18 protein-coding genes and 4 tRNA genes are annotated in these 18722 nt (G+C 50.3%); 14 read left to right on the top strand and 8 right to left on the bottom strand.

Features of this window, described 5'->3' with window-relative positions; all coding sequences use genetic code 11:
* Positions 1–196: 196 nt before the first annotated feature.
* From F7P81_RS09760 to F7P81_RS09730, 7 genes are all read right to left on the bottom strand, one after another.
* Complete coding sequence (locus tag F7P81_RS09760; protein ID WP_151159309.1) at positions 197–388, bottom strand: Flp family type IVb pilin; 192 nt, start codon at positions 386–388, stop codon at positions 197–199.
* Between the two features lie 325 nt (positions 389–713).
* On the bottom strand, positions 714–1688 hold the full coding sequence (gene nrdF / locus F7P81_RS09755; RefSeq protein ID WP_022710811.1) for a class 1b ribonucleoside-diphosphate reductase subunit beta: 975 nt from the start codon (positions 1686–1688) through the stop codon (positions 714–716).
* A gap of 69 nt (positions 1689–1757) precedes the next feature.
* Positions 1758–3863 (bottom strand): class 1b ribonucleoside-diphosphate reductase subunit alpha, encoded by a 2106-nt coding sequence (nrdE, locus tag F7P81_RS09750; RefSeq protein ID WP_116088138.1) that lies wholly within the window; start codon positions 3861–3863, stop codon positions 1758–1760.
* A 257-nt stretch (positions 3864–4120) separates the two neighbouring features.
* Positions 4121–4531 (bottom strand): class Ib ribonucleoside-diphosphate reductase assembly flavoprotein NrdI, encoded by a 411-nt coding sequence (gene nrdI, locus F7P81_RS09745; protein WP_022710813.1) that lies wholly within the window; start codon positions 4529–4531, stop codon positions 4121–4123.
* A gap of 271 nt (positions 4532–4802) precedes the next feature.
* Positions 4803–5024 (bottom strand): glutaredoxin-like protein NrdH, encoded by a 222-nt coding sequence (gene nrdH, locus F7P81_RS09740; RefSeq protein ID WP_022710815.1) that lies wholly within the window; start codon positions 5022–5024, stop codon positions 4803–4805.
* 1434 nt (positions 5025–6458) lie between these two features.
* A tRNA-Val gene (locus F7P81_RS09735) sits at positions 6459–6534 on the bottom strand.
* Between the two features lie 101 nt (positions 6535–6635).
* A tRNA-Val gene (locus tag F7P81_RS09730) sits at positions 6636–6711 on the bottom strand.
* 411 nt (positions 6712–7122) lie between these two features.
* On the opposite strand from F7P81_RS09730, the gene F7P81_RS09725 reads away from it, so the two are divergent.
* Both F7P81_RS09725 and F7P81_RS09720 read left to right on the top strand, forming a co-directional pair.
* A tRNA-Asp gene (locus F7P81_RS09725) sits at positions 7123–7199 on the top strand.
* Positions 7200–7398: 199 nt separating this feature from the next.
* A tRNA-Asp gene (locus tag F7P81_RS09720) sits at positions 7399–7475 on the top strand.
* A 115-nt stretch (positions 7476–7590) separates the two neighbouring features.
* Here the strand turns inward: F7P81_RS09720 and F7P81_RS09715 are convergent.
* Positions 7591–7812: a hypothetical protein gene (locus tag F7P81_RS09715; protein WP_151159308.1), complete on the bottom strand. Its 222-nt coding sequence runs from the start codon at positions 7810–7812 to the stop codon at positions 7591–7593.
* A gap of 483 nt (positions 7813–8295) precedes the next feature.
* Between F7P81_RS09715 and F7P81_RS09710 the strand changes: the two genes are divergently transcribed.
* The 12 genes from F7P81_RS09710 (at position 8296) to nuoK (ending at position 18720) form a co-directional block, all read left to right on the top strand.
* Positions 8296–8661, top strand: a complete 366-nt coding sequence (locus F7P81_RS09710; protein WP_022711745.1) for an NADH-quinone oxidoreductase subunit A — start codon at positions 8296–8298, stop codon at positions 8659–8661.
* Positions 8662–8696: 35 nt separating this feature from the next.
* On the top strand, positions 8697–9266 hold the full coding sequence (locus tag F7P81_RS09705) for a NuoB/complex I 20 kDa subunit family protein (RefSeq protein WP_033316155.1): 570 nt from the start codon (positions 8697–8699) through the stop codon (positions 9264–9266).
* A 12-nt stretch (positions 9267–9278) separates the two neighbouring features.
* Positions 9279–9887: an NADH-quinone oxidoreductase subunit C gene (locus F7P81_RS09700; protein WP_028233835.1), complete on the top strand. Its 609-nt coding sequence runs from the start codon at positions 9279–9281 to the stop codon at positions 9885–9887.
* Between the two features lie 28 nt (positions 9888–9915).
* Positions 9916–10356 carry a GFA family protein gene (locus F7P81_RS09695; protein ID WP_022711742.1) on the top strand — a complete coding sequence of 147 codons (441 nt, stop codon included), beginning with the start codon at positions 9916–9918 and terminating at the stop codon, positions 10354–10356.
* Positions 10349–11539 carry an NADH-quinone oxidoreductase subunit D gene (locus F7P81_RS09690; RefSeq protein WP_022711741.1) on the top strand — a complete coding sequence of 397 codons (1191 nt, stop codon included), beginning with the start codon at positions 10349–10351 and terminating at the stop codon, positions 11537–11539. The genes F7P81_RS09695 and F7P81_RS09690 overlap by 8 nt, the downstream gene beginning before the upstream one ends.
* Positions 11539–12168, top strand: a complete 630-nt coding sequence (gene nuoE / locus F7P81_RS09685) for an NADH-quinone oxidoreductase subunit NuoE (RefSeq protein ID WP_022711740.1) — start codon at positions 11539–11541, stop codon at positions 12166–12168. The genes F7P81_RS09690 and nuoE overlap by 1 nt, the downstream gene beginning before the upstream one ends.
* A gap of 3 nt (positions 12169–12171) precedes the next feature.
* Positions 12172–13479: an NADH-quinone oxidoreductase subunit NuoF gene (nuoF, locus tag F7P81_RS09680; RefSeq protein ID WP_075655572.1), complete on the top strand. Its 1308-nt coding sequence runs from the start codon at positions 12172–12174 to the stop codon at positions 13477–13479.
* A gap of 127 nt (positions 13480–13606) precedes the next feature.
* Complete coding sequence (nuoG, locus tag F7P81_RS09675; RefSeq protein WP_151159307.1) at positions 13607–15688, top strand: NADH-quinone oxidoreductase subunit NuoG; 2082 nt, start codon at positions 13607–13609, stop codon at positions 15686–15688.
* Positions 15689–15913: 225 nt separating this feature from the next.
* Positions 15914–16960 (top strand): NADH-quinone oxidoreductase subunit NuoH, encoded by a 1047-nt coding sequence (nuoH, locus tag F7P81_RS09670; RefSeq protein WP_075655568.1) that lies wholly within the window; start codon positions 15914–15916, stop codon positions 16958–16960.
* An 11-nt stretch (positions 16961–16971) separates the two neighbouring features.
* Positions 16972–17463, top strand: coding sequence for an NADH-quinone oxidoreductase subunit NuoI (gene nuoI / locus F7P81_RS09665; protein WP_022711736.1), 492 nt, complete (start codon positions 16972–16974; stop codon positions 17461–17463).
* A 314-nt stretch (positions 17464–17777) separates the two neighbouring features.
* Positions 17778–18398, top strand: a complete 621-nt coding sequence (locus tag F7P81_RS09660) for an NADH-quinone oxidoreductase subunit J (RefSeq protein ID WP_022711735.1) — start codon at positions 17778–17780, stop codon at positions 18396–18398.
* Positions 18399–18411: 13 nt separating this feature from the next.
* Entirely contained in the window at positions 18412–18720 is a 309-nt protein-coding gene (gene nuoK, locus F7P81_RS09655; RefSeq protein ID WP_022711734.1) for an NADH-quinone oxidoreductase subunit NuoK, read from the top strand.
* Positions 18721–18722 lie beyond the last annotated feature (2 nt).

Here is an 18722-nt window from a genome sequence, read left to right as displayed (position 1 = left end):
ACTTGGCCAAAGCAACATTCAATCATCTATAAGCATATTCTGCCAGATGGGCTCATTTAAAAATCGTGAGCATGTGACTATTTAAGAACGCAGCGAGTGCAATGAATATGAGTAATCACAACATTTTTTGGGCTATAAAAATAATAGCGCCCGATTATAAATCGGGCGCCTTATGAATATTTTTACTTAGGAATTATTAGCCACCGGATGGTGGTGTTGCAGTACCTGCCATCAGGTCAGCCAGACGCTGGAATAAATCACCCAAATTGGTGCCCAGTGCTGTAAGACCGCCAATAATCATGATCGAAACGAGCGCTGCAATCAGGCCGTATTCGATTGCAGTTGCACCGTCTTCATTTTTGCGGAAGCGCTTAAAAATTGCTTTCATTGCCTTAACTCCAGATAGTTCTTTTCGTTATGGTCTTGCTGACCTGTTACGACTTATAGCCTGAAGAGTGTTTTTCAAGGCTTAAATTACATAGTAAATGAAGTTTAAGCATTGAACTTGCTTAATGAATTACTTTTATTGTGTCTGTCGAGAAGTGTTTTATATATTCAAAAATTAAAATGTGACTGTGTTTTCAATATCTTAAATGATGATTTAAAAAAGAAATGCCCCTGAGACGTTGCTTGGTCTCAGGGGCATAAATATTCGGATCATCGGAAAGCAGACGGAATATCAATGAAAAACCGTTTATTTCCTGACGGAAGAATTAAAAATCCCAGTCATCATCTTCTGTAGCAACGGCTTTACCGATCACATAGCTGGAGCCGGAACCGGAGAAGAAGTCGTGATTCTCATCAGCATTCGGTGAAAGCGATGACAGGATCGCCGGATTAACATTGGTTACAGTGCTCGGGAACAGCGGTTCGTAGCCAAGATTCATCAGCGCTTTATTCGCATTATAGTGCAGGAACTTTTTAACATCTTCGGTCAGACCGGTGCCGTCATAAAGCGCTTCTGTATATTTGGTTTCAACTTCATAGAGATCAAGCAGCATCGAGAAGGCGAAATCTTTCAGCTCCTCCTTGCGGGCTTCGCTCTCTTTTTCCAGAGCCACCTGATATTTATAGCCGATATAGTAGCCGTGCACGGCCTCGTCACGGATAATCAGGCGGATAAGATCGGCAGTATTGGTCAGTTTCGCACGGCTCGACCAGTACATTGGCAGATAGAAGCCGGAATAGAACAGAAAACTTTCCAGATAAACACTGGCGATTTTACGTTTCATCGGATCATCAGATTTATATTCATTGATGATCAGAGCTGCTTTGCGCTGCAGATGCGGGTTTTCCTCACTCCAGCGATAGGCATCATCCACATCCGGTGTCGAGCACAGAGTGGAGAAGATCGAGGAATAGGAGCGGGCATGAACCGCTTCCATGAAGCTGATATTCGACAATACAGCTTCTTCATGCGGGGTCACAGCATCCGGCATCAGGCTGATTGAGCCGATAGTGTTCTGAATGGTGTCCAGCAGTGTCAGACCGGTGAAAACACGGATGGTCAGTGTTTTTTCTGCCGGTGTCAGCGTGCCCCAGGACGGAATATCATTGGACAGCGGAACTTTTTCCGGCAGCCAGAAATTACCGGTCAGACGGTTCCATACTTCGAGATCTTTATCATCCTCGATACGGTTCCAGTTAACAGCCTTTGTGGCGCAGACGAGTTTAGGTTGGGCGTTCATAACGTGCTCTGATCTGTTCGGATGAACCGTCTGCACTGCGGCAGACGGTTTTATATAAAAGGATAGGGTTTACAGGGTGCAGGAAACGCAGCCTTCTACCTGTGTGCCTTCCAGAGCCATCTGGCGCAGGCGGATATAGTAGATTGTCTTGATTCCCTTGCGCCATGCATAGATCTGCGCCTTGTTGATATCGCGTGTTGTTGCGGTATCGCGGAAGAACAGCGTGAGCGACAGACCCTGATCCACATGCTGCGTCGCTGCTGCATAGGTATCTATGATCTTCTCGGCACCGATCTCATAGGCATCCTGATAATAATCGAGATTATCATTACTCATGAACGGGGCAGGGTAATATACGCGGCCGATCTTACCTTCCTTGCGGATTTCAATCTTGGACGCAATCGGATGAATCGAAGAGGTCGAATTGTTGATGTAGGAAATCGAACCTGTCGGCGGAACAGCCTGAAGGTTACGGTTATACATACCATGCGCCATCACAGATTTGCGCAGTTCTTCCCAGTCCGCCTGTGTCGGGATCGTAACACCTGCTGTTTCAAACAGTTCACGAACGCGGGCAGTTTCCGGTTCCCAGACCTTGTCAGTATATTTGTCGAAGAAAGTGCCGTCGGCATATTTTGAATCTTCAAAGCCGACAAAGCTCGACTTGCGATCCATCGCAATGCGGTTGGACGCTTTAATCGCGTGATAGGTCACGGTGTAGAAATAGATATTGGTGAAATCCACACCTTCTTCAGAACCGTAGAAAATGCGTTCACGTGCCAGATAGCCGTGCAGGTTCATCTGACCCAGACCGATCGCGTGTGATTCATCATTGCCGCGGGCAATCGATGGCACGGAATTGATCTTGCTCATATCCGAAACAGCGGTCAGCGCACGGATCGACGTTTCAACAGTCTTGCCGAAATCCGGTGAGTCCATGGTCATCGCAATATTGAGCGAGCCGAGGTTACAGGAAATATCCTTGCCGATATGTTCGTAATTCAGATCGTCTTTATAGGTGCTGGCTTCGCTGACCTGAAGAATTTCCGAGCAGAGATTGCTCATGGTGATGCGGCCGGCAATCGGATTGGCTGCATTCACGGTGTCTTCGAACATGATATACGGATAGCCGGATTCAAACTGAATTTCCGCCAGTGTCTGGAAGAAGGCGCGTGCCTTGATCTTCTGCTTGCGGATACGGCCGTCATCAACCATTTCGCGATATTTATCGCTCACGGAAATTTCCGTGAAAGGTACACCGTAAACGCGTTCCACATCATATGGCGAGAACAGATACATATCCTCGTCATTCTTCGCCAGTTCAAAGGTGATATCCGGAATCACCACGCCGAGCGATAGGGTTTTAATGCGGATTTTTTCATCGGCATTTTCGCGCTTGGTGTCGAGGAAGCGCATAATGTCCGGATGGTGGGCATTCAGATAAACCGCACCGGCACCCTGACGTGCACCGAGCTGGTTCGCATAGGAGAATGCATCTTCGAGCAGCTTCATGATCGGAATAATACCGGAAGACTGATTCTCGATCATTTTGATCGGCGCGCCATGCTCACGGATATTGGTGAGCGAGAAGGCCACACCACCACCGCGCTTGGAAAGCTGCAGCGCGGAATTGATCGAACGGCCGATCGATTCCATATTGTCTTCCATGCGCAGCAGGAAGCAGGAAACCAGCTCGCCGCGCTGTTTTTTACCGGCATTGAGGAAGGTCGGTGTCGCAGGCTGGAAACGTCCGGACAGCACTTCTTCCATGATCGAGATCGCCAGAGCCTCGTCACCATCGGCAAGCGCCAGCGCAACCATGCAAACGCGGTCTTCATAACGTTCCAGATAGCGCAGACCGTCAAAAGTCTTCAGCGTATAGCTGGTGTAATATTTGAACGCGCCGAGGAAGGTCGGAAAGCGGAACTTCTTTTTATACGCGAGATTGAAGAGATTCTGGACGAATTCAAAAGAATACAGATCCAGCACTTCTTTTTCGTAATAATTCTGGGTCACCAGATAATCGAGCTTCTCTTCCAGATTGTGGAAGAAAACCGTGTTCTGGTTCACATGCTGGAGAAAATACTGGCGAACGGCCTTGCGATCCATATCAAACTGGATCTCACCATTCGGACCGAACAGGTTCAGCATGGCATTCAGCGCATGATAGTCCATTGCCGGAGTGTCCTTTTTAGAACTCCCGTTGTTTGAACTGTTGGTGTTGTTCTTTTCTGTCCGTTCAAGCTCAAGAGTCGCCACAGTTTTTCCAATTCATTTTTCGGCCAATATGTGTTGGCCAATTTATTTGTCGGTATGTGCAAAACAAAGACCGGCTTCGCTTTCACATCTGTTCACAATACTGATCCGGCTTTTCGTTTGAGAAAGCGGACAGCAATTTAATTTCGTTGTTGAACCCTGTATGGGGTCAGAAGTCAGGCAGCGAGGTCTGCCTGCCAGAATTTGCGCAGACCATTCCGCACATTGATAACGTCATCATCCGTTCCGGCCAGTTCATAGCGATACAGAAACGGCACCTGACATTTCTCGGATATGACATTGCCGGCAAGACAATAGGTTGCACCGAAATTACGGTTGCCACCGGCAATCACACCGCGAATAAAGGAACGGTTGGCACTGTCATTCAGAAAACGGATCACAGGTTTGGGAACAGCACCGCGTCCGTCCCCGCCGGCATAGGTTGCGACAACCAGCACAAAAGGTTGTGTCACCTGTAAAAGATCGGCCTTCATGCTGCACGGAATACGCAGAGCAGGCAGTCCGGTTTTTGTGACAAAGCGATGCGTATTTTGCGTGCCGCTTGAAAAATAGACGAGCATGCTCATAGCCACTTCCTCATGTTAAATCTCCAGTGAGACACTGAAGTCAAACAAAGACCCTCTATATATAGTGGCACCAGTCCGGCTTTGCAGCCAATGCTGTGCATTATACAGGAAGAGGGCATAGCTTTTGTGATTTGCCTGAAATGCCGTTTCTGGTTCCGGTTTCTGCCCGTCTTGCAAAGCGAAAGACGGGCAGAGAATTACCGGCCAGATCGAACAGTCAGGCAGATTGTCCGGATATGACAGTCAAACCGGAACGCTCAGGCCATTATAATTAAGCCAGCGCGCTGATCATGTCAGGGCGGAAGCCTGCCCAATGTGTGTCACCGGCAACAACAACCGGAACCTGCATATAACCGAGACGTTTAACTGTGTCGTAGCCTTCTGCATCAGCAGAAATATCAATGATGTTGAAATCGATTCCCTGACGTTCCAGAGCGCGATAGGTGGCGGTGCACTGAACGCAGGCTGGCTTGCTGTAAACAGTAATGGACATCGGATTCCTCGTTTCTTGATCGCCCTGATATTTTTCAGAGACTGATATGCGTTATATGCCTGTTGATTATTCCGGAGAGAATAGTCAGCGGACATTGTAGCGGGGGCTACAGTTTCCCTTGGCAGGGCCTCATTGGTCTGCACCTTGCGGTGCCTTCTTGTATATGCACCTGACGGTGCTCTTCTCTTTTTGCACCTTGCGGTGCGGGATTCTTCGTTCTCCGGAGCGTTGTGCCCTCAAAGAACTTCTTGTTTACGCTTCCCTGTATTCCTCACCGGTATGGTTCATCCAGAGACGCACCGGCGGTGATAAATCCGAGCATTGTGGTTCCGCCGCTTTTGAAACGAGAGGGCGGAGGCCTTTCAGGTGCAAAGCGCACCTTTAAATCTGCTGCACAAACTGCGGCTATTCCGCAAAACGCATGCTGAACTTGCTTAAACTGATAAGAACGGAACGGACGGCGGGAGAGGCTGGAAGGAACAGCTCACAGAGGAGCCGGATGCGTCATCAGAGATGGTCGTATAAAGCCATCGGGCGAAGATTCGCTCTGACCGCTGACAAATCTGCTGAAACAGGTTTCTGAACGACAGATGCAGACATCTGTTTGTTTTCCGATTCCTGAAAAGCAGCTCTGACCTTGCGCATAACCTGATTCCTGTTGCCTTGCTGAACTGTGATCTGTGTGCCTGCGATACTGAAAACAACACCGGCGCAACGGATCACATTTCTTCCGTCTTCAACATTCCCGGAGCCTGTTGATAACAACAAGTTCCGATTCTCCGCCGGAAAGGAGTTACCTCCCGAGAACCGGCAAAAATTTCGACGCAACTATCCCGGATCGCATTGCGTATCGCCGGTTTCATTGTGCCTGATAAAGCCGTTTTGAGCGTAGTTACGAAGCTGCGGTTTGCAGAATCGAAGAACCGCTCAAGACACTATATATGGTATATGTTATGAATTTTTCGTCAATACCTATGGTGTCTCTCTGATAATTTTACCCGCTATACACAGGGCTGAATTAATATGTGGAGATGTGCCAAAAGGGCATCAGCAGGGTCGGCAGGCGTGCTGCCACCGCTCAGCTTGATTCTTAACTGCAGCATATAAGATATGAGCGGTTTTGGGGCGGAATCTTTGCTGTTTCCGGGCAGATTCTTTTCTTTACAAAAGCGGCTGGAGCGGGCAGGCGATTCTTAAATGAGGCGGAGAAGAAGTGCAGAAAGGAAGATGTGAGGATAGAGCATTTCACAGTCAAGTTGGATCAACTTGACGCCCGTGATAATGCGACCAAATAAAGAATCTAGAGCGAGCACTGTGATTCAATTTGGGCGTAAACCGCTCTAGTCAGCCATGAGACTGCGATTCTGCATGAAACAATTTCCGCCGAAAATCAGCGTAAGGTACAAAATGTTGATTTGCAGAAGAGGGGAGAAATGGTGGGCGATGAGAGACTCGAACTCCCGACATCTTCGGTGTAAACGAAGCGCTCTACCAACTGAGCTAATCGCCCGCTCGCTAAAAGCGGTATGTGCTGACTTTAGTCTTCAATTATAAATATGAGCACAACATATCTATAATTGTCATTCACTCATCTGATTTCTCAGAAATGAATGGTGGGCGATGAGAGACTCGAACTCCCGACATCTTCGGTGTAAACGAAGCGCTCTACCAACTGAGCTAATCGCCCGCTCGCTTTGAAGCGGCTGTGAGGCTCGTTTAAGGAATTCTTTGACTAAGCGCAAGAGCAAAAATCAAAAATAAAACAGAAATTTGAATTAATTTTTGTTTCTTCACATTCCTGATGCCATCCCGTCATGTGTTTCGGATGATTCTTTGAATTCAGATGCTTATAGGGAGCGAGGGGGCTCGTCTTTTTATCCAGTGCTGTGCATAAAATCAGTCATTTGTGGACTGCCTATATATATAAAGTGCTCTGTTCGGGCTTTGCGCATTTTTATCCTCTTTTCGGTGAAAAACTTTCAAAAGCTCGCTTGACAGTTCATAGTGAACACATTAGACAGCGCCCATACCGAACGGAAACGTCACGGTGCCTCAAGCGAATAGCTTAAGGCTTTCAGATAATCTCTGAAAATACTGCGCGGGTGTAGCTCAGTTGGTTAGAGTGCCGGCCTGTCACGCCGGAGGTCGCGGGTTCGAGCCCCGTCACTCGCGCCACTTTCTCTTCTTACAATATACAGTTTATGAGAAAGTGGCGCACCCCGCCTGCTTTATATTTCCCTTTGATGTCCCGATTTAAGCATTTGTTTTTAAATGCAAATTTTCTTCATTTATTTGTAAAATTTGTAAGAAAACCCTTTGATTTTAAAAATGAATCAGGGTACATACCAAATCACTTCAGCACATGAAGTACTGCGCGGGTGTAGCTCAGTTGGTTAGAGTGCCGGCCTGTCACGCCGGAGGTCGCGGGTTCGAGCCCCGTCACTCGCGCCACTTTCTCTTCTTTAAAATACAGTTCAGAGAAAGTGGCGCACCCCGCCAATTATCCTTTTCTATGATCTATCTATTATAATGCATATCCGCAGGGGCGGGGATTGCTGCCTGTTTTTCAATTTTGGCAACAGGGCTGCTGAAGTGGTTTCGTCGGTTTCCGTGGGATGGTGGCGAATGCGATCAGGCTGATGAACAGGAATCTGACGGCGATGATTTCGATAATTGTCGGTGTTCCGCTGCCGTCCATCAGAATATAGGCAAATATCCCGGTGGTTGCGGACAGGACTGCGGCGGTCAGGGTGAATAATTCTGCACTCACGCCAAGTGGTGTGTGCATTGGCATTTCCCATAAAAATAAATCAAAAAAATATCAGGTTTTAAAATACATTGATTCACCTGCAGGCTGATTGTGCATTTTGTTAAGTACGCCGCATGAGGTGAGGGGCGACTCGCCTTGCGGCGTGAAACAGATTCTTTTTAGCCTGCAAATCAGAGCTGAATGATTTTTACGGAAATTTGTGTAATATAGTGATGTAATGACTGCTGGTGTCTGCGCAAATCGCGGGCGGCACGGAGTTGTTAACAGGATGGCTTTTATTAATCATATCCGTGTGAGCGCAGGGCAGTCATGTGCTTTAAAGGCTTGCGCAAACGGGTTGACTGCGGTAACCGTCCCCACACAAAGCACTGTATTCGCACGGCACGCCATTTGAAGCTGTTTGGGCGAGATTGATTGTAAGGTGCAATGTGTCACATGGCTGTAGCCGTCAAATGGCTTATGTAGTGCACAACTTTACATCTTGAAGCCGGAAATAGGGTAATGAACGAGCTTTTAAGTTCCTATCTGCCGATCGTCATTTTTATTGGCGTGGCAATGGTGATCGGAATTGCGTTGCTGGTAGCGCCGTTCCTGGTCGCGTACAGACAGCCGGATCCAGAAAAACTGTCCGCCTATGAGTGCGGATTTAACGCATTTGACGATGCGCGCATGAAATTCGACGTGCGTTTCTATCTGGTATCCATTCTTTTCATCATCTTCGACCTCGAAGTTGCATTCCTGTTCCCGTGGGCTGTGTCCTTCGGTGAAATTGGCATGTTTGGTTTCTGGTCCATGATGGTCTTCCTTGGTGTGCTCACCATCGGCTTCATTTATGAATGGAAGAAGGGAGCCCTCGAATGGGATTGACCTCTGGCCAAAACACTATGTCTTCTAATGCCAATATGGGTGGCGGGACGCTGATAGCTCCCCGCCCTAAGGGTATTATTGATCCGAATACCGGTAAGCTGATCGGTCAGGACGATGCGTTTTTCGGTGAGCTGAATAATGAACTGTCCGATAAGGGTTTCATTGTTACCTCTGCTGATGCATTGATTACATGGGCGCGCACCGGCTCGCTGATGTGGATGACTTTCGGTCTGGCCTGCTGCGCTGTGGAAATGATGCATATTTCCATGCCGCGCTATGATGCCGAGCGTTTCGGTATTGCGCCGCGTGCGTCTCCGCGTCAGTCCGACGTGATGATTGTTGCAGGTACGCTGACCAATAAAATGGCTCCTGCGCTGCGCAAGGTTTATGACCAGATGCCGGAGCCGCGTTATGTGATCTCCATGGGCTCCTGCGCGAATGGCGGCGGTTACTACCATTACTCCTATTCTGTTGTGCGTGGTTGTGACCGTGTTGTTCCGGTTGATATCTATGTGCCGGGCTGCCCTCCGACCGCTGAAGCGCTGCTCTACGGCATTCTGATGCTGCAGAAGAAGATTCGCCGCACCGGTACGATTGAGCGTTGATTGGGGGATATGATGATTCAAGAAGCTCTCAATGAACTCTCGGCCTATCTGTCCGAACGCCTTGAAGGCAAGATCGATGAAACATCACTGCGTTACGGTGAGTTGAGCATAACTGTGCCGGGCAGCCAGATTATTTCTGTGCTGACATTCCTGCGCGATGATGTGCAGTGCCAGTTCGTGAATTTCACCGATCTGAGCGGTGTGGACTATCCGGGCCGCGTCAATCGTTTTGATGTGGTCTATCAGCTGATGTCGCCACGTCATAACCTGCGTATCCGCATTCGCGTAATCACCGATGAAGATACACCTGTGCCGTCAATCACCGGCGTTTATCCGGGTGCATTGTGGTACGAGCGTGAAGCTTACGACATGTACGGCATTCTGTTCTCCGGTCATCCGGATTTGCGCCGTCTGCTGACAGATTACGGTTTTGAAGGTCATCCGCTGCGTAAGGATTTCCCGCTGACCGGTTTTGTCGAAGTCCGTTATGATGATCAGGTCAAACGCGTTGTTTACGAGCCGGTTGAGCTGCGTCAGGAATTCCGTAATTTTGATTTCTTGTCCCCGTGGGAAGCAACAGATTATGTGCTTCCGGGCGATGAGAAAGCGAAGTCAAATTAATCTGTCACGTTAGCCGAAGGATTTAAAAATGTCTGATGGTGCTAAGTTGGAAGGTCGCTGCCTCTGTGGTTCAGTGCAGTTTTCGGCGAAGCCTGTGAATGACGAAATGGGCGCCTGCCACTGTTCAATGTGCCGCCGTTGGTCCGGCGGTGTGTTTCTCTGTGTGGATTGCGGAGACAGTCTTGAAATCACCAAAGGTGATGATCTCGGCTTTTACGGTTCATCCGCATGGGGTGAACGCGGTTTCTGCAAAGTCTGCGGCTCCACTCTGATGTGGCGCATGCAGGATGGTTCCCATAATGTTGTTTCCGTTCAGGCGTTTGAAGATCCTTCGCAATTCAGGTTTACAACAGAGATTTATATCGACTGTAAGCCTGATAGTTACGCTTTTGCCAATGATACGAGCAAAATGACGGAAGCAGAGTTTCTGGCAGCTTTTGCCTCTACACAGGATGCCGAGAATGGCTGAGACACAAGTAAGAAATTTTAATATCAACTTCGGCCCGCAGCATCCGGCGGCGCACGGCGTTCTGCGTCTTGTGCTCGAGCTCGATGGTGAAGTTGTGGCGCGTGTTGATCCGCATATCGGTCTGCTGCATCGCGGTACCGAAAAGCTGATGGAAGCCAAAACCTATCTGCAGGCTGTGCCTTATCTCGACCGCCTCGATTACGTGGCGCCGATGAATCAGGAACACGCCTATGCACTGGCGGTTGAACGCCTGCTCGGTATTGATGTGCCGAAGCGCGGTCAGTTGATCCGTGTACTTTACTCGGAAATCGGCCGTATTCTCAATCACCTGCTGAACGTAACCACACAGGCTATGGACGTTGGTGCACTGACACCGCCGCTCTGGGGCTTTGAAGAGCGTGAAAAGCTGATGGTGTTCTATGAGCGCGCTTGCGGCGCCCGTATGCACGCGGCCTATTTCCGTCCGGGCGGTGTTCATCAGGATCTGCCTGAACAGCTGGTTCAGGATATTGCCAACTGGATTGATCCGTTCTTCAAGACGCTGAACAATCTGGACAATCTGATTACCGGCAACCGTATTTTCAAACAGCGTAACGTTGATATCGGCGTTGTGTCGCTGGATGATGCATGGGCATGGGGTTTCTCCGGTGTCATGGTGCGCGGTTCGGGTGCAGCATGGGATCTGCGTAAATCGCAGCCTTATGAATGCTACAATGAAATGGAATTCGACATTCCGATCGGTAAGAACGGCGACTGCTATGACCGCTATCTGATCCGTATGGAAGAAATGCGTCAGTCCGCTTCCATCATGCGCCAGTGCTGTGAACTGCTGCTCGGCAAAGAGCGCGTCGGCCCTGTGTCGAACATGGACAATAAGATTGTTCCGCCGAAACGCGGCGAAATGAAACGCTCGATGGAAGCTCTCATCCATCATTTCAAGCTTTACACTGAAGGTTACCATGTGCCGGAAGGCGAGGTATATGCCGCAGTGGAAGCACCGAAGGGTGAATTCGGTGTTTATCTGGTGTCTGACGGCACTAATAAACCGTATCGTTGCAAATTGCGTGCACCGGGTTTTGCTCATCTTCAGGCCATGGATTTCCTGTGTCGCGGTCATATGCTGGCCGACGTCTCCGCGATCCTTGGCTCGCTCGATATTGTGTTTGGTGAGGTAGACCGCTGATGTCCGTCCGTCGTCTCGCAGATGATTCCGTTCAGCCGGCCAGCTTTTCGTTTAATGCGGAAAATCAGGCCTGGGCTGAAAAGACAATTAAGAAATTCCCTGAAGGTCGCCAGCAGTCTGCGGTTATTCCGCTGCTGATGCGTGCGCAGGAACAGGATGGCTGGGTCACCAAGGCGTCGATTGAGCATGTTGCAGCTATGCTGGAAATGCCGCTGATCCGCGTTCTGGAAGTGGCAACATTCTATACCCAGTTCCAGCTCAAGCCGGTTGGTACACGCGCCCATATTCAGGTTTGCGGTACAACACCATGCGCATTGCGCGGTGCTGAAGAGCTGATGAAAGTGTGCAAGCACAAAATTCATCATGATCCGCTGACACCAAATGCTTCGGGCACACTGTCGTGGGAAGAAGTTGAATGTCAGGGTGCTTGCGTCAATGCGCCGATGGTCATGATCTTCAAAGACGCTTATGAAGACCTGACACCTGAACGCCTTGAAGAAATCATTGATGCTTTTGAGGCAGGCAAGGGCGATACCATCAAGCCGGGTCCGCAGATCGATCGTGATTTCTCTGCGCCGATTGGTGGCTTGACATCTTTGACTGATGGCAATCCGAAAGCGGAGGGCTGATTGATGCTGGCTGATAAAGATCGCATCTTTACAAATATTTATGGTCTGAAAGACAAGTCGCTGAAAGGCGCTATGTCCCGTGGCCATTGGGACAATACCAAAGGTTTTGTCGAAAAAGGCCGTGACTGGATCATCAATGAGATGAAGGCTTCGGGCCTTCGCGGTCGTGGCGGCGCGGGCTTCCCGACCGGCATGAAATGGTCCTTCATGCCGAAGGAAAGCGACGGTCGTCCGCATTACCTCGTTGTCAATGCCGACGAATCGGAGCCGGGCACCTGTAAAGACCGTGATATCATGCGCCATGATCCGCATACGCTGATCGAAGGCTGCGTGATTGCCGGTTGCGCAATGGGCGCACATACAGCTTACATCTATATCCGCGGTGAATTCATGCGTGAGCGTGAAGCCCTGCAGGCAGCAATTGATGAATGCTACGCAGCCGGTCTGCTTGGCAAAAACAACAAGTGCGGCTGGGATATGGACGTGTTCGTTTCCCATGGTGCGGGCGCTTATATCTGCGGTGAAGAAACTGCGCTGCTGGAAAGCCTTGAGGGCAAAAAAGGCCAGCCACGCCTTAAACCTCCGTTCCCTGCGAATATGGGTCTTTACGGCTGCCCGACCACTGTGAACAACGTGGAATCGATTGCTGTTGCTCCGACAATCTTACGTCGCGGCGGTGCATGGTTCTCTTCTATCGGCCGTCCGAACAATGTCGGTACCAAGCTGTTCCAGATTTCCGGTCATGTGAACACACCATGCACAGTTGAAGAAGCACTTGGTATTCCGTTCCGCGAACTGATTGAAAAACATGCCGGCGGTATCCGCGGCGGTTGGGACAATCTGCTGGCAGTTATTCCGGGTGGTGCATCCTGTCCTGTGGTTACCGCAGAAAATATGATGGACGCCATCATGGATTTCGACGGTATGCGCGATGTTAAGTCGTCTTTCGGTACCGGCGGTCTTATCGTTATGGATAAGTCAACCGACATTATCAAAGCGATTGCCCGTCTGTCGGCCTTCTTCAAGCACGAAAGCTGCGGTCAGTGCACGCCTTGCCGTGAAGGTACAGGCTGGATGTGGCGCGTTATGGAGCGCATGGTTACCGGTAACGCGCAGAAGCGCGAAATCGACATGCTGTTCGACGTGACCAAGCAGATTGAAGGTCATACGATTTGTGCGCTTGGTGATGCGGCTGCATGGCCAATTCAGGGTCTGATCCGCAATTTCCGTCCGGAAATTGAAAAGCGTATTGATGATTATACCCGCAATGCTGTTCAGAGCCGTAATATCCGGCTCGAGGCTGCGGAATAAGCTTCAGGGCAGGCCGGTTGCGGTCTGCCCGTTCAGTCATGAAGCGGCATTGCCGCAGAATTAATATGATGCGGCGGATGCCGCGGGTTTAAAAGAATGCGGCAAGTGCCGCAGGTTTGGACAAGCGATGGCAAAGATCAAAGTTGACGGTAACGAGATCGAAGTACCCGATCACTACACGCTTCTTCAGGCAGCCGAAGAGGCTGGCGCTACCGTGCCGCGTTTCTGTTTCCACGAACGCCTCTCCATTGCCGGCAATTGCCGCATGTGCCTGGTTGAAGTTAAAGGCGGACCGCCGAAGCCGGCTGCATCCTGCGCTATGGGCGTACGCGATCTGCGTCCGGGCCCGAACGGCGAAACACCTGAAATCTTCACCAACACACCTATGGTCAAAAAGGCCCGTGAAGGTGTGATGGAATTCCTGCTCATCAATCACCCGTTGGATTGCCCGATTTGCGATCAGGCCGGTGAGTGCGATCTGCAGGATCAGGCGATGGCTTTCGGTACCGATGGTTCGCGTTACCGCGAAAACAAACGTGCGGTTGAAAACAAATATATCGGCCCTCTGGTCAAAACGATCATGACACGCTGCATTCACTGCACGCGCTGCGTTCGTTTCACCACGGAAGTTGCCGGTATTTCCGAGCTCGGCCTCACAGGTCGTGGTGAGGATGCTGAAATCACCACCTATCTCGAACGCGCAATGACCTCTGAACTGCAGGGCAATGTGATTGATCTGTGCCCGGTCGGTGCGCTGACATCCAAGCCTTACGAGTTTCAGGCACGTCCTTGGGAGCTGAACAAGACCGAATCTATCGACGTGATGGATGCTCTTGGTTCAAACATCCGCGTTGATACCCGTGGTCGTGAAGTGATGCGTATTATGCCGCGTCTGAACGAACAGGTGAACGAAGAGTGGATTTCCGACAAGACCCGTTTCATCTGGGATGGTCTGCGCACCCAGCGTCTTGACCGCCCTTATGTTCGCGTTAATGGTCGTCTGCAGGCAGCAAGCTGGAGCGAGGCATTTGCTGCGGTTAAAGCTGCTGTTGCCAAGACTTCGGCAGCCAAGATCGGCGCGATTGCCGGTGATCTGGCCAATGTGGAAGAACTCTACGCATTGAAGAGCCTGATGACCAAACTCGGTTCCGTCAATATTGACGCCCGTCAGGATGGTGTTGCGCTCGATCCTAAATTCGGCCGTGCTTCTTACATCTTCAATCCGACGATTGAAGGTATCGAACAGGCTGATGCGATTCTGATCGTGGGTTCCAACCCGCGTTTTGAAGCTTCGGTGCTCAATGCACGTATTCTGAAGCGTCAGCGTCAGGGTGGACTGCAGATTGGTCTGATCGGTGAACAGGCAGATCTGCGTTATGCTTACAACTATCTCGGCGCCGGTTCTGATACGCTGGCTCAGGTAGCAAGCGGCAAAGACAAGTTCTTTGATGTTCTGAAAAACGCACAGCGTCCGCTGATCCTGATTGGTCAGGGTGCACTGACCGGTGAAAGCGGTGAGGCTGTACTGGCTCAGGCTGCTGCTTTGGCGAATGCCGTTGGCGCAGTGAGCGAAGAGTGGAACGGTTTTGCAGTTCTGCACACTGCTGCTGCCCGCGTCGGCGCACTTGATCTCGGCTTCGTGCCGGGTGAGGGCGGTGCTAAAGCTGCTGACATGGTCGGCCAGATGGATGTGCTGTTCCTTGCCGGAGCAGATGAACTGGATCTGTCCAACAAAGGTTCGAGCTTCGTGGTTTATATCGGCACCCATGGTGATGCCGGTGCCCACGCTGCTGATGTGATCCTGCCAGGTTCCACCTATACAGAAAAATCCGGTACCTATGTGAATACGGAAGGCCGCGTACAGCTGGCAAACCGTGCCGGTTTTGCTCCGGGTGAAGCCAAGGAAGACTGGGCAATCCTGCGTGCATTGTCTGATATTCTGGGCGCGAAACTGCCGTTTGACAGTCTGGCTCAGCTGCGTGCAGCGCTTTATGCGGACTATCCGCATATGGCTCAGATTGACGCAGTGGCTGCCGGTCAGGTTGCGGATATCGCATCTCTCGGTGCAAAAGCAGCTGCAGTTAAAGGCGTTGCATTTGCTTCGCCTGTCACAGATTTCTATCTGACAAACCCGATTGCCCGTGCTTCAGCTGTGATGGCTGAATGTTCCGCGCTGGCAAAGGGTGGCTTCCAGCAGGCAGCCGAATAAGTATTGATGCATACAGCTCCTTAAGCTTTCGGGTTTAAGGAGCTGGTTTTGCAAAGCAATTTCGAGGCAAAAGTGGGAACCGGTTTTCCGTCCGAAATTGCGTAAACAAAAAAAGAGCATTTTCACTTTTTCATTAAACTGGAAATGCTCTGAATAAATAAGGTTTACAGCTTGCCCTTGCGTGGGACTAAAAACCACGCAGTGCTGTAAGAGAGAGACGGGAAAATGGACGGTATTTTTGCAGCTTACGTCTTACCGGCGCTGATCATAGCGCTGAAGTCAGTCGTTCTGCTCGTCGTATTGCTGATTGTTGTAGCCTATCTGCTTTATGCGGATCGTAAGATCTGGGCTGCGGTACAGTTGCGTCGGGGACCAAACGTTGTCGGCCCTTGGGGACTGTTTCAGGCTTTTGCGGATCTTTTGAAATTCGTATTCAAAGAGCCGATCATCCCATCGGGTGCCAACAAAGCCGTGTTCCTGCTGGCGCCGTTTATTTCGGCACTGCTGGCACTGGCAACATGGGCAGTTATTCCGGTCAGTGAAGGCTGGGCAATTGCCAATATCAATGTCGGTATCCTTTATATTCTCGCTATATCTTCACTTGAAGTTTATGGCGTGATTATGGGTGGCTGGGCTTCAAACTCGAAATATCCGTTTCTCGGCGCACTGCGCTCCGCAGCGCAGATGGTTTCTTATGAAGTTTCGATCGGCTTTGTGATTGTAACAGTATTGCTGGTTGCCGGTTCCCTGAACCTGACCGACATCGTGCTGTCTCAGTCCACAGGTCTTGGTACTTCGCTGGGTCTGCCGAACTCGTTCCTCGACTGGAACTGGCTCGTGCTGTTCCCGATGTTCGTGATCTTCTTCATCTCGGCACTGGCGGAAACCAACCGTCCTCCGTTCGATCTGGTTGAAGCGGAATCCGAACTTGTTGCCGGTCATATGATCGAATACTCGTCGACACCGTTCCTGCTGTTCTTCCTCGGTGAATATGTTGCCATCACTCTGATGTGCGCATTGATGACCATTCTGTTCCTTGGCGGCTGGCTGCCAATCGTGGATGTATGGTTCCTCGCATGGGTGCCGGGCATTGTCTGGTTCATGCTGAAGCTCTGCATGTGCTTCTTCATGTTTGCGATGGTGAAGGCATTCGTACCGCGTTACCGTTATGACCAGCTGATGCGTCTGGGCTGGAAAGTATTCCTGCCGATCTCGCTGTTCATGGTTGTGGCAACCGCTGCATTCCTCAAATTTACCGGCCTCGTAGGTTAAGGAGACATCACATGGCTTCTATCGCTCAAGCCGCTAAATCACTGCTTCTGAAAGAATTCGTCGGAGCATTCTTTCTCTCCATGCGTCAGTTCTTTGCGCCTAAGGCAACATTGAACTACCCGCATGAAAAAGGTCCTGTTTCACCGCGCTTCCGCGGTGAACATGCCCTGCGCCGTTATCCGAATGGTGAAGAACGCTGCATCGCCTGTAAGCTTTGCGAAGCGATCTGCCCGGCACAGGCAATTACAATTGAAGCCGGTCCGCGCCGCAATGACGGAACCCGCCGCACCGTGCGTTATGACATTGATATGGTCAAATGCATCTATTGCGGTTTCTGTCAGGAAGCTTGTCCGGTTGATGCGATTGTTGAAGGGCCGAATTTCGAATTCGCCACGGAAACCCGCGAAGAGCTTTACTATGATAAAGAAAAGCTGCTCGCCAATGGTGACCGTTGGGAACGTGAAATTGCGCGCAATATCGCGATGGACTCACCTTATCGCTAAGATGGGCTAAGCCCATCGGATCGCTAAGATGAGTTCCTCTGTCCGGAAAGGGCAGGGCTGAAGCGCATCCCGAAAAGTGCGAAGCGGTTTTCGGAAAAGATGCGCGTCGGAAAACAAAAAGATAGAGCATTTCCTGCGGTTCAATTTAAACCGGAAATGCTCTGAATATTTAAGTTGGTGCAATAGCCGGAGCTTTTGGTGCTCATGGCTGTTGTGCTTGAAGTTTTGCCTCATGTCGCGGTTTTTGGCTGTGGGATATGAGGTGGTAGGACAGGCAAGTTGCCTTGCCAAGTTAAAGGATATTGGGGAACCCCATGCTGACAGGTATAGCGGCGGCGTTTTTCTATTTATTCGCCTTCATCATGATTGCGAGTGCGCTGATGGTTATCACCGCACGCAATCCCGTTCACTCGGTCTTGTTTCTGATTTTGGCTTTCTTCAATGCAGCGGCTTTGTTCCTGCTGACGGGCGCTGAATTCCTGGCAATGATCCTTGTGGTTGTTTATGTCGGTGCTGTGGCGGTTCTCTTCCTCTTCGTCGTCATGATGCTGGATGTGGATTTTGCTGAGCTCAAACAGGGCGCGCTTAAACATGCGCCGGTTGGTGCTCTGGTCGGTGTGGTTCTGCTGGCAGAATTGATTTTGGCTTTCTCCGCCTCGATCTTCTCGCCGAAAATTGCAGCAAATGCCGCTTATCCGATCCCTGATGTGGCGACACGCCAGAATACACAGGCGCTTGGCGACATTCTCTATACGGATTTCGTTTTCTACTTCCAGATTGCCGGCCTGATCCTGCTGGTGGCGATGATCGGCGCGATTGTGCTGACCCTGCGTCATAAAGAAGGCGTCAAACGTCAGTCGATCCCTGCGCAGGTTGCCCGTACACCGGAAACTGCGATCGAGATCAAAAAAGTCGAAACAGGCAAGGGTATTTAACAGGAGCCTCATGATGGTAGTCGGTATCGAACATTATCTGACCGTGTCGGCGATCCTGTTTACGCTTGGCGTTTTCGGGGTTTTCCTCAACCGTAAGAATGTGATCGTCATTTTGATGTCGGTCGAACTTATTCTTCTCTCGGTCAATCTGAACTTCATTGCGTTCTCCGCAACGCTCGGCGATTTGGTCGGGCAGGTTTTCGCACTCTTCGTCCTGACTGTTGCAGCTGCTGAAGCGGCAATCGGTCTTGCTATTCTTGTCGTGTTCTTCCGTAACCGTGGTTCTATCGCGGTGGAAGATGTCAATGTCATGAAAGGTTGACG

Source organism: Pseudochrobactrum saccharolyticum (assembly GCF_008801715.1).
GTDB lineage: Bacteria > Pseudomonadota > Alphaproteobacteria > Rhizobiales > Rhizobiaceae > Pseudochrobactrum > Pseudochrobactrum saccharolyticum.
This window is presented reverse-complemented; position numbering and strand designations above follow the sequence as displayed.